Source organism: Marinitoga arctica, assembly GCF_054657315.1.
Genome location: NZ_BAAHYY010000031.1, coordinates 16,535 through 27,736, shown reverse-complemented (window position 1 = coordinate 27,736; position 11,202 = coordinate 16,535). Strand labels below are relative to the sequence as shown.

The 11,202-nt window shown below is 27.3% G+C and carries 9 protein-coding genes; 3 read left to right on the top strand and 6 right to left on the bottom strand.

What is annotated here, in order from left to right:
* The 6 genes from ACYQ44_RS08570 to ACYQ44_RS08545 form a co-directional block, all read right to left on the bottom strand.
* A partial coding sequence (locus ACYQ44_RS08570; protein WP_459996580.1) for an adenosylhomocysteinase occupies positions 1–141 on the bottom strand: 141 nt, incomplete at its 3' end.
* A 34-nt stretch (positions 142–175) separates the two neighbouring features.
* The gene (locus tag ACYQ44_RS08565) at positions 176–877 is read right to left on the bottom strand and encodes a class I SAM-dependent methyltransferase (RefSeq protein ID WP_459996579.1); all 702 of its coding nucleotides are present in this window, start codon (positions 875–877) and stop codon (positions 176–178) included.
* Positions 877–2,031 carry a trans-sulfuration enzyme family protein gene (locus ACYQ44_RS08560; protein ID WP_459996578.1) on the bottom strand — a complete coding sequence of 385 codons (1,155 nt, stop codon included), beginning with the start codon at positions 2,029–2,031 and terminating at the stop codon, positions 877–879. Before ACYQ44_RS08560 ends, ACYQ44_RS08565 begins: the two co-directional genes overlap by 1 nt.
* Entirely contained in the window at positions 2,028–3,185 is a 1,158-nt protein-coding gene (locus tag ACYQ44_RS08555) for a PLP-dependent cysteine synthase family protein (protein WP_459996577.1), read from the bottom strand. Before ACYQ44_RS08555 ends, ACYQ44_RS08560 begins: the two co-directional genes overlap by 4 nt.
* 171 nt (positions 3,186–3,356) lie before the next feature.
* Positions 3,357–3,809: an Hsp20/alpha crystallin family protein gene (locus tag ACYQ44_RS08550; protein WP_459996576.1), complete on the bottom strand. Its 453-nt coding sequence runs from the start codon at positions 3,807–3,809 to the stop codon at positions 3,357–3,359.
* A 230-nt stretch (positions 3,810–4,039) separates the two neighbouring features.
* On the bottom strand, positions 4,040–7,822 hold the full coding sequence (locus tag ACYQ44_RS08545; protein WP_459996575.1) for a glucodextranase DOMON-like domain-containing protein: 3,783 nt from the start codon (positions 7,820–7,822) through the stop codon (positions 4,040–4,042).
* Positions 7,823–8,012: 190 nt separating this feature from the next.
* Here ACYQ44_RS08545 and panC point away from each other — a divergent pair, with 190 nt between their 5' ends.
* The 3 genes from panC to ACYQ44_RS08530 are packed head-to-tail and all read left to right on the top strand — an operon-like array spanning position 8,013 to position 11,201.
* A complete protein-coding gene (gene panC, locus ACYQ44_RS08540) occupies positions 8,013–8,855 on the top strand; it encodes a pantoate--beta-alanine ligase (protein ID WP_459996574.1) in 843 nt (280 codons plus the stop codon).
* 11 nt (positions 8,856–8,866) lie between these two features.
* The gene (locus tag ACYQ44_RS08535) at positions 8,867–10,750 is read left to right on the top strand and encodes a methyl-accepting chemotaxis protein (RefSeq protein WP_459996573.1); all 1,884 of its coding nucleotides are present in this window, start codon (positions 8,867–8,869) and stop codon (positions 10,748–10,750) included.
* Positions 10,731–11,201, top strand: coding sequence for a chemotaxis protein CheW (locus tag ACYQ44_RS08530; protein WP_459996572.1), 471 nt, complete (start codon positions 10,731–10,733; stop codon positions 11,199–11,201). Before ACYQ44_RS08535 ends, ACYQ44_RS08530 begins: the two co-directional genes overlap by 20 nt.
* Position 11,202 lies beyond the last annotated feature (1 nt).

Here is an 11,202-nt window from a genome sequence, read left to right as displayed (position 1 = left end):
ATGTATGCTCATAGAGATATTTATCCCTTTAAAGGGCTGTTCTTCTAAATACATTTCTTTCAATGTATTTAATACATTCATGTGTTGTTTTACCCACTCTATTTTCTTTTTTCCTGACTCTATTAAATTCAATTTTTTCACCCCTTACATAATTGTTTTATAAATTTTTATATTTTTATTTGAAAATAGCTTTATATAAGTATATTTTTTTATCTTCAACTACGCAGTATGCATTTAATGGTGTAATGCTAATGGTATTAAAAATATCATTACTTAATTCTTTTAATTCATTAATTGAAAATCCAGAGTGAGTGTCTTTCATATCATCTAAAATATCATTATATTCATGTTTTAAAATATCAATAATGACAATTTTTCCGTTTTTTTTCTTTACATCATGCATACTTTTAAGAACTTTTTTAGGATCTGTAAAATGATGAAAAGCAAGAGTTGACATAATAAAATCATATTTAATAGGATAGTCAAGATTATAGTATTCATTAAAAAAAGATATGGAATCTGAAATTCTTTCAGCGATACCCCAAATAGAATTTATGTTTTTATTTTTTAAAATATCTAACATACTAGGAGTTATGTCAATGGCATATGGCTTTATTTTTTTTTGTTTTTCAATAATTTTTTCTGTAAAAAAACCTGAACCAGCAGCAACATCTAATAACATAACTTCATCATCTATCTCGTTTAATATTTCTTCGACTATTAAATTAATACATTTTTCGTTTAAGTATGATTTTACAATGTTATCTCTATTGGGTGCTTCTATTTCAAAATGTTCAATTTGTTCTGAAAATTTAATTATCTCAGAATTTGAATAACCCATTTTTTTTAAAATATTTTTTGTATCAGATAAATCCATTATATCACCGCCTTAAAGCCTTTTTCTAAATCAGTTATTAAATCTTCAACATCCTCTATTCCAATAGAAACTCGAATTAATGAATCTGTAATTCCGGTTTTGATTCTTTCTTCTTTTGGAATAGATGAATGTGTCATTAATGCAGGTATTTCTATTAAAGATTCAACACCACCTAAACTTTCTGCTAAAGAAAACAAACTTAAATTTTCAACAAATTTTTTTGCTTCATCTAAACTACCTTTTATTTCAAAAGATAACATTCCACTGAATCCATGCATTTGTTTTATAGCTAATTCGTGTTGAGGATGAGATTTGAGTCCGGGATAATAAACTTTTAAAACATATGGATGAGATTCTAAGTATTTTGCAATAGTCATTGCATTTTTTTCATGCCTCTCCATTCTTAAAGCAAGTGTTTTAATTCCTCTCATTACTAACCATGAATTAAAAGGCGATAAAATCGAACCTACAGAATTTTGATGATATTTTAGTTTATCATATAAAATATCATCATTTAACATTAAAGCTCCACCGATTACATCAGAATGTCCGTTTATGTATTTGGTAATGCTGTGAACAACAATATTGGCACCAAGATCTAACGGATTCTGAAAGTAAGGGCTGGCAAAAGTATTATCTACTACAGAAATAATATTATTAATTTTAGATATATCAGAGATTTTTTTTATATCAGCAATTTTTAAAAGGGGATTTGTCGGTGTTTCTATCCATATAATTTTAGTATTTTTTTTAATTGATTTTTTTATCAGTTCAATGTTTCTGAAATCAATATAACTCACTTCAATACCAAAACGATTTAAAACATTAGTAAATAACCTTTTTGTACCTCCATATAAATCATCAAATGCAAGAATATGATCTCCTTTATTTAATAATGACAATATTATTGTTGTTTCTGCAGCAAGTCCAGAAGAAAAAGCTAAACCATATTTTGCATTTTCTAAAGATGCTAATTTTTTTTCTAAGCTATCTCTTGTAGGGTTTCCACTTCTTGAATATACATATCCTTTTTCCACATCATATAAATTTGTTTTGGCAAAAGTTGTAGATAAATGTATAGGACAAATAGCATCACCGTATTGATTTTCAAATGAAACTTCTCCGATATGGATTGATTTTGTTGTAAATTTCACTTTAACACCTCCAAAATTTTTTCATCATCAATTTCAAAATTATTTTCAATAAGCCATTGATTATTAAAGATTTTATTTAAATATCCTCTACCGCTATCTGGGAATATTACTAAAATCTTCTTTCTTTTTATATTATTTTTTTTGATGTATTTAATAGCACCTATTAAAGCAGCTCCTGATGATCCGCCTACCAATATTCCCTCTTTTTTAGCTAAGAATCGAGTCATTGAGAAAGATTCCTGATCATTTACAACAGAAATATCATCGATTAAATTCAAATCAATTGTTTCAGGCAATATGTCTTCTCCTATTCCTTCAACTTTATAAGTATGGGTTTTTTCAATAGCTTTTTCTAGTTTCATTCCATTTTTTATTAAATAATATATAGAACCTGCTGGATCTACTCCGATTACTTTAGTATCTTTTCTTTCTTTGAAAAATTTTGAAATACCTGTAATGGTTCCTCCGGTTCCAATACCTACAAAAATATAATCTAAACTTCCATCAAATTGAGACCAAATTTCCTTAGCAGTAGATATATAGTGAGATTCAGGGTTATATTTGTTAAAATATTGATTGGGTATATAAGCAAGTAAATTTTCTTTTATATCATCCTTTAAAATATTATTTAATTTTTCTAAATTATTTGTGTCAACTAGATTTTGAACATATATTACAATTTCATTGATTTCAGTGATAGTTAGTTTTTTATTCTTTTTCCAAATTAATTTTGCAATTATTTTTGAAACACTATAGTATGAATTTGGAGCATCTGGTTTTACATTAGTGGGTGTTCTTACAACAAAAGCACCATAAGCTTTCAAGAGTAATTCTTTTTCTTTGCTAATTTTAGATGGCATAGTAAATATTAATTTGTTACCATTTATTGAGCTATATAATGCAAGTCCGACACCTGTGTTACCAGAAGTTGGTTCTATAATTATTGTGTCTTTATTTATAAGTTGATTTTTTTCTGCCATTTTCAATAAATAAATACCCATCCTATCTTTTATACTTCCGCCAGGATTCATATATTCTATTTTTGCGTATACTTCATTATCTAAGTTAAAATAGGATTCGACTTTTTTTAATCGCAGAGCAGGCGTATTTCCAACTATCTCTAAGATATTATCAAACAAATTTTTTTTATTCATAGAAACCCTCCTTGTTAAAAAATGCACAACTAAATCGAACAAAAATTGTCATATATACATTCTACCAAATTAGATAATTTTTGTCAAGTTTAAATGTAAAGAAATTATGTCATTATAAAAAAAGCCTTTCGCAACTTTATGTTGCAAAAGGCTTTTTTGAGTTTGTTTTTTTTAATCAATATTAATTTGCTTAAATTTCTTAGCTTTTTCAGGAAGTTTTGGTATTTCTACTTTTAAAACGCCATCTTTAAATTTAGCTTTAATTTTTTCAAAGTCGATATAATCTGGTAATCTAATGGATCTTTCAAATTTCCCAAAGTATCTTTCGCGTTTAATGTAATTTTTTCCTTTTTCTTCTTTATCATCTTTCTTTTCTGCTGAAATTGTTAAAATATCATCATCTAATCTAATATTTATATCTTTTTTATCATACCCTGGAACGTCTGCTTCAATAACAATATCTTTTTCTGTTTCATAAATATCTAGATTAGGCATTGTATAACTTCTTGAATTTTCGAAGATATCAAGAGTTCCAAAGTCATCAAATAGTCTTTCAATTTCTCTTTTTAATGTTTCAAATGGTTCAAAGAAATTTCCTCTTTCATATTTTTTGATTTCACTCATGATATCCCCTCCTTTTCATAAATTTTTTCTTTTCATTGATTTCCGTTAATTATGACGGAAAAATTTTTATTAGGTTCAAAATTTTTGTATAAAATATAAAAATTTTTAAATTTAGTTTTATAAACTAATCTCTAGTATTTAAATATATATTTTACTAAATTGTATAGCACTTATTACATTCAATTGATAAAAATTAAATTAAAAAATACCCCGGCATAACCGGGGTATTTTTAGAAATTTATTTCTACTGGAACTAATGTTGCATATTTCTCTTTTGAAGCATTATAACTTGATAATACAGAATGTTGATCATATCCATCTGGTACAATTATATCAAGAACATAAGGTCCATAATCACCTGCGTCTGAAGGGTATCCTCCTAATGTCCATTGAGAATTTTCTGGAGTAACTGCTCTATAATGATCAGCTCCGTATCCATCTTGAGAACCAACCATAAAGTAAGCGTATATTTTGCTATTTAACTCAATAAATTTTTTCATTATTATTACAGTAATTATTTTTTCTCCAGGATCGGCTTCTACTTGGACTCCTTCAGGTAATTCTTGGCCATCAGATGTAGCAAGTAATTGACCATAACTTGGCCATCCCGCTACTTTAACAAAATAATCCCATGGGTGATTTTCATCAAATTGGACCCTTGCGCCTTCTTTATAAGTTTTTGTCAATCCACCATCTTTAGTATCGAGATAAATATTTATTAATTGATGAGAGAACCCCTTAGGTGCTCCCCAAGGATTTGTCATTTCTCCAAATTTAAATTTAAATACAATAGAATCATCAGCATCATATACTTTAACCCATTCAATATCCCATAAGCCTTTAAATGGTTCAAAAGCGCCATCTTTTGGATAAGTATATCCACCTGGACCATCTTCATCTCCAATAGGATCTTCAAAAGTTTTAATAAGTTTTCCTCCAATTTCTTTAGGTATCATTATATGAACAGGACCGGAATTTGGGGCAAAATCAACATCTCCAGAATTGTTTTTTTCTGTATAAGCCATTACAACAGCTAAGTTAAATTCATCTCCACTCTTTATCCCAATTAAATCAAATGGAATTTTAAATTCAACAATATTTCCTTTTGAGGCAATATATCCAGGAGCTTTACCAGCAATCATCCATCTTTCTGTTCCACTAGCATTATAGTAATATAGATCACTCATATCCGGATATTTTTGAAGATTAAAGCTAAACCTTTTTGCAAGAGCAAAACCTAAATCTGTAATTTCTTCGCCGGTTTTTGAATAAGCGGTTCTTGTATTTAATTTTTTTGGATTAGGCATATCTGTATATATTTCTAATTTATACGGCTCTCCAGCTAGTTCATCTACAGATTTTTTTAGTTCCACAGCAACGTATATATTCGAATTATCTCTTCCTACATAAAATCCAGAAATTAAGTCTCCTTCTTTATACATTACGCCAGAGTCATCATCAGCAAAATATCCACTTTTAGCCATTTCATTATTATCAATTTCCCCATCTAAAGTTATTTCAACTTTACCAATATTTCCTTGAGTTGCTGTTGTTGGTTTTTTATTTGCTATAAATAGATAACCTGGAATTTTGTCTTCAGGTATTTTAGACATTCTATATAATTGAATTAATAATTTTTTAAAATGCATATCAAATAAAACTTCATTATTTCCAGCATCTTGGTCAGCGCCATACCACCAGAACCAATCGCTACCTTCTGCAGCATATAATATATCTAAAGCTTCTTTAAATTCAGTTGATGATAATTTATCTTTGTTTTTCATTAATATATTTCTGGCTTCAGCTAATCTTTCCCATGCTTCATTTTCTTCTTTTTCCCCATACCATGTATCTAAACTACCACCAACCCATGAACCTTTTGGTAATGTTTTTATTTCATTTGTTACACCATAATTTTCTATATATTCATCAGGAGTAACTAATTCAATATAAGGATCATTCGATAAAGCTTGATAAAACAATTTTCTAAAATCATTACCGTTATTTGGATAATGTTCCCAAGCATTTTCGCCATCAAGTGCTATAGTTACAATCATATTGCCTTCATCATTTATTTTTTGTATATTGTGTAGTGTAGTAAGGAAATCTTTTACGGCTCCTTCTTTTGACATATTAGAATATTTAAAACCTATTCTATCTGATAAGTCTGTATCTCTGAAAAATACAACAACGCTTTTTCCATCTATAGTAACTCTATATGGTTTGTATAATTGATGAGGATCTCCGGTGTTTATTCCAGCTTTTTGTAAAATTTGCTTATCTGTAATTATCCATTTTATCCCATTATCAGCAAACATTGGAACAAGTGGTGAACTAACTGCTTGCTCGGATGGCCACATTCCTACGGGTTTTCTCTCAAATATTTTAGTAAAATATTCTAATCCCCTTTTAATTTGTGCTTTGGCATCTTCTGGCCAACCCATATCAACTAGTAATGGTAATATAGGGTGATAGTATGGCGTTGTTGTTAGTTCAATTTTTCCTTCATTCCATAACTTTTTATATTTTTCAACAATTTGTGACATTAATTCATAATGTTTATTAATTACATATTCCAAATCTTCTTTAGTATAATTTCCATCTTTTTCAGCTAATTCTTTTAATTTAGCATCTTTGTTTATATATTCAATATTTATCCAATATAAATTCCATGCTACTTTTAAATCCAACCAATCTTGCTCTATAAATTTTTCATTGTTATCCCTTTTCTCTCTTAATTCAACATATCTAGGATGAGAATCAATGAATTGTGGATTTATATCAAAGAAATGCCATTTGACAAATTCTTTTTCTTCATCTGTCAAATTATCTTTTAAGGAAAGTTCTAAATATTTATCTTTAGCACCTTTATTAACATAATCCATTAATTGCATTAATAATACAGGAGTTATATTGAATGTAACACTGCCAGATGTTAAATAATTTTCAACTAAATCTGCCATATAAGGATAGTCATTTATTGCATGAGCTCTAACCCAGGGCATTTCTGCATTTAAATCACCAGGAATTTTATAGGAAGGTTGATGATGATGCCATACAATAGCTACTTTTAGCGGTTCTTTATTGTCATCACCTTTAGGTAATTTTGATAAAAAGCTTTCAATGTTTTTATCTGTAACTTCTTTAATTTCAGATATACTTGAAGTTTCTTCGGCAGATGCTTCATATGGAATATCTCTCCAAGAAGCAACAGTATCTTTTTGAATTTGATTTATATCTTCTACTATTAAAACTCTATTAGGAATTTCTTCTCCTTTTTCATCTTTTTCAACCGTATCCCAATTACCTCTAGTATATTTATATTCTAATCTTTTTCCAACTTCCGTTTCTAGTTGGAAAGTAGCTTTTAATCCATTCCTGTTCATTACTAATTGTCCAGGATCCCAATTATTGAAATTTCCAACTATATAAATATCATCATTCTCTGGAGTGTTTTCAGGAATAGTTACTTCAAAGGTTATTACTGCTTTTTCTCCAGGCTGAGCTTTTGTTTTTATTTCTGCAGGTATGTCAGCCCAACTTTCTACGATATCTTCTATAGTTTTGTTTTCGTCGGCAATAGCTTTTCTATTAGCTATTTCACCACCATCTTTATCTTTTTCCACGGTTCCCCAATTACCTCTAGTATATTTATATTCAATTTCAGTGCCTTTCTCTAATTCCAAAGATACTATTCCTATATTTCCAGATTTTTCTAAAACATAATTTTCATCACCTGGATTCCAATCATTGAATGAACCAACTATATATATATTTTCGTTTTCTGGAGTGTTTTCAGGTAAATGGACCTTAAAAGTTACCTTTACAATATTAGATTCTTCTGCAGGCTTAGATACAATCGATGGCATTTCTTCAACACTATTTCCAATTTCTGGTGTAACAGGGACGACCTCTTGTAGCGTGTTTTCTTGTTGGGCACTACAACTAACAATTGAAAAAGAAAACATGAGTAAAGATACTACAATGAAAACTTTTGCAAAAACTTTATACATTTTACTGTACCCCCCTTTTTAAAAATGTGATTTCGTGTTTTTCTATATAATATATAGCATTCATAATTAATTATACACTATTAAATAATAAAAATTCAATATTTTAATAGTAATTATAAAAAATATTCCCTTTTTGAAAATTATTGAATGTGTGGTAAAATTCTTTTAGAAAATGAAATGGAGGGATAATATGAAATTAATAAAAACAATTTCTGATATGAAAAGAATTAGAAATGAATTAATAATAAACGGAAAAACAATAGGTTTTGTACCAACAATGGGATATTTACACAAAGGGCATTTGTCTTTAGTTGAACAAGCAAGAAAGGATAATGATATTGTAGTAGTGAGTATTTTTGTTAATCCTACGCAATTTGGTCCAAATGAAGATTTTGATAGATATCCCAGAAATTTAAATAGAGATATGGAATTGTTAAAACCATTTGACGTTGATTATGTTTTTAATCCTTCGGTTGATGAAATGTATCCTGGAGGCTATTCTACATATGTAGAGGAAATTAAACTAACTAGAGTACTTTGCGGTAAGTCTAGACCAGGTCATTTTAGAGGGGTTACTACAATAGTTTCGAAATTATTTAATATTGTACGACCTTCAAGAGCATATTTTGGACAGAAAGATGCGCAACAATTCAGGGTTTTAAGAAAAATGGTTAATGACTTAAATATGGATGTGGAAATGGTGGAAATGCCAATTATAAGGGAAGATGATGGTTTAGCAATGAGTTCAAGGAATATTTATTTATCAAGTGAAGAGAGAATTCAGGCGCTAGCTTTAAATAAATCATTAAAAAAAGCAAAGGAATTATATGAATCTGGAGAAAGAGATTCTGAAAAAATAAAATGTGAAATGAGAAAAATATTTGAAAATAATCCTTTAGTAAAAATAGATTATATTGAAATCGTGGATGAATATAATTTGGAAAGTGTAAAAGAAATAAAAAATAAAGTACTAGTTGCTGTAGCTGCTTTTGTTGGCAAAGCTCGTTTGATAGATAATATAATTTTAGGATAGGGGAGATGAAAATGTCAAAAATATCATTGAAAGGTTTATTAAATTTTTTGTCAATAATATTATTTGCTATATCTATATTTGGTTTAATTTTCTTTTTTCAATATAATTTAGGAAAAAATATTTTTGATCCTGTTTCAGAAACGATAATGAATAGCTTAAATGAAAAAGGGAAATACCTATCACTTTATTTTGAAAATGAAATAGTAAAGTTGAAAAGTATTCCCAAAAATTTTTCATATAGTGCTACTGATACAAGCATAGTATTACAATACTTAAAAAAGAAATTGAAAGATTATCCTGAATTTGAAGAATTTTTTGTGGCAAATTCAGATGGAGAAAGTATTTCAAGTTCTAATATTTTTACAAATATTTCTAGATATAGATATTTTCAAGAAATATTTACAAATAATAAGAAATGGGCTATTAGCGATATATTTATATCAAAAATTTCTGGAGATACATCTATTATTTTAGTGGTAGAATATTATGAAAAAGATAAAAAGTATATTTTCGGAGGAGCTTTGAACTTAAAAAATATATTTTTATCTTCTAATAATTTTAAATTTAAAAATCAAGGAGAAATTTTCTTTATAGATAGCTTAGGGAGTTATTTTAGTATAAATAGTGATGGTAGCATAAATTCAGGTACTTTTGCAAAAAATTTCAGAGAAAATGTTATAAGAGATTTAAATAATTCTGAAGGTTTTTTAGAAATAAAAAAAGATAAAAGTGAATTTTTATTATTTTTAAGTGATATTGATTCAATTAATTGGAAAATAGGTTTTTATATTGAAAAAGCGTTAATAGCACCTAATTTTATAAAATATTACTTATTAGGGTTAGGAGTATTAATAGTTTTAATAATTTTTGAAATACTATTTAATAATATTATTTTCAGGAAGAAATTCTATAAGACTTTGGAAGTTATGAAAAATGAATTGAAAAAATTCAATGAAATGAGTTTTGGAAATATTGAGTTATCAATAAAAGAACCTATGTTTATAGATTTTTCTGATAATTTACAATTAACTGCTATGAACTTGAAAGAAAATTTTAACTCTTTTTCACAGCAAATAATTAAGTTAGAAAATAATATCAAAACAACAAGTGAATTGATAGCAGAAGAGATTTCACGAATAAATGAGGAAAATGAAACAGTAGAAAAACTCGCTAAAACAGTTGAGGCAATTTCTCAGTCTGTAAACGATTCTCAGAAAATCTCAGAAAATTTTAAATCAAAATTATCGTTATATGATAATGAACTTGAAAATTTAAGGCATGAACTATTAAAATCTAAATCAAAAATACCATATTTCAATGATTTAATTTCAAAAATAACAGAAATCTCAGAAAAGGTAAGTGATCTATCTTTTAGAGCGGAAATATTATCTTTAAATGCAGCTTTAGAAGCAGCAAAAGAAAAGGGATCTATTTCTTTTGCTGTCATTGCTTCTGATATGAGAGATATGTCATATGTTTTGAAGGAATATAATACAAAAACATATTCTCAAATTTCTCAAATAATAGAAAATTTAAATGATTATAAAAACATTTTGAATGAGTTATTTAAAACAATGGACTTAAATATATCTGAAATAAGGAAAGTTACTACAAATTATAATGATATTGAAAACTTTATTAAAGAATATTCAATTTCATCAGCTCAAATAAAAAATGCTCTTAATTTGTTAAAGATAATTATAAGCAAAAATAAAAGTATAATGGATAATATTGTGATAAAATTTCGAAATATAGAAAAGGAATATGATGAGTTAAAAAAGATGTTTTCTACAAAAAAAGGACCTAAAAATTTAGAAGAGATATTTAAAAAATTAGAAGAAATTGAAAAGAAAGAAGAAACAGGAAGTGAATTTGATGAAGAAGAATCCATTTGAGAACTTAAAAAAACAACTCCTTTTAAAGGAAAAAATAAATCATTATGTTGTTTTTAAAGTGGATAATATTTTATATGCATTAAAAGCAAATATTGTAAAGGAAATAATAAGTTCTACTGAAAAAAGAGAATTACCTAATACGCCTGAATATATTATAGGAGTAATAAATAATGATAATCAACCAATAACACTTATTGATTTAAAAAGAATATTAAAAGACGAATATCAAAATTATAAAGAAGAAAAAATGTATATTATAAGCTTTAATTATGAAAATAAAAGATATGGTTTTTTTTCAAATGAGGTAGATGTCGTTTCGGTTGATAGCGGATCTTTAAGTACTCCAGGTGAAGAATTAAAAGAATTTTATTTTGTTGATGAAGTGTTTTCTTTATCTGGAGAAATATTTTTAGTAATAAATGTAGAAAAAATTTTGAAGTCTAGTGAATAAA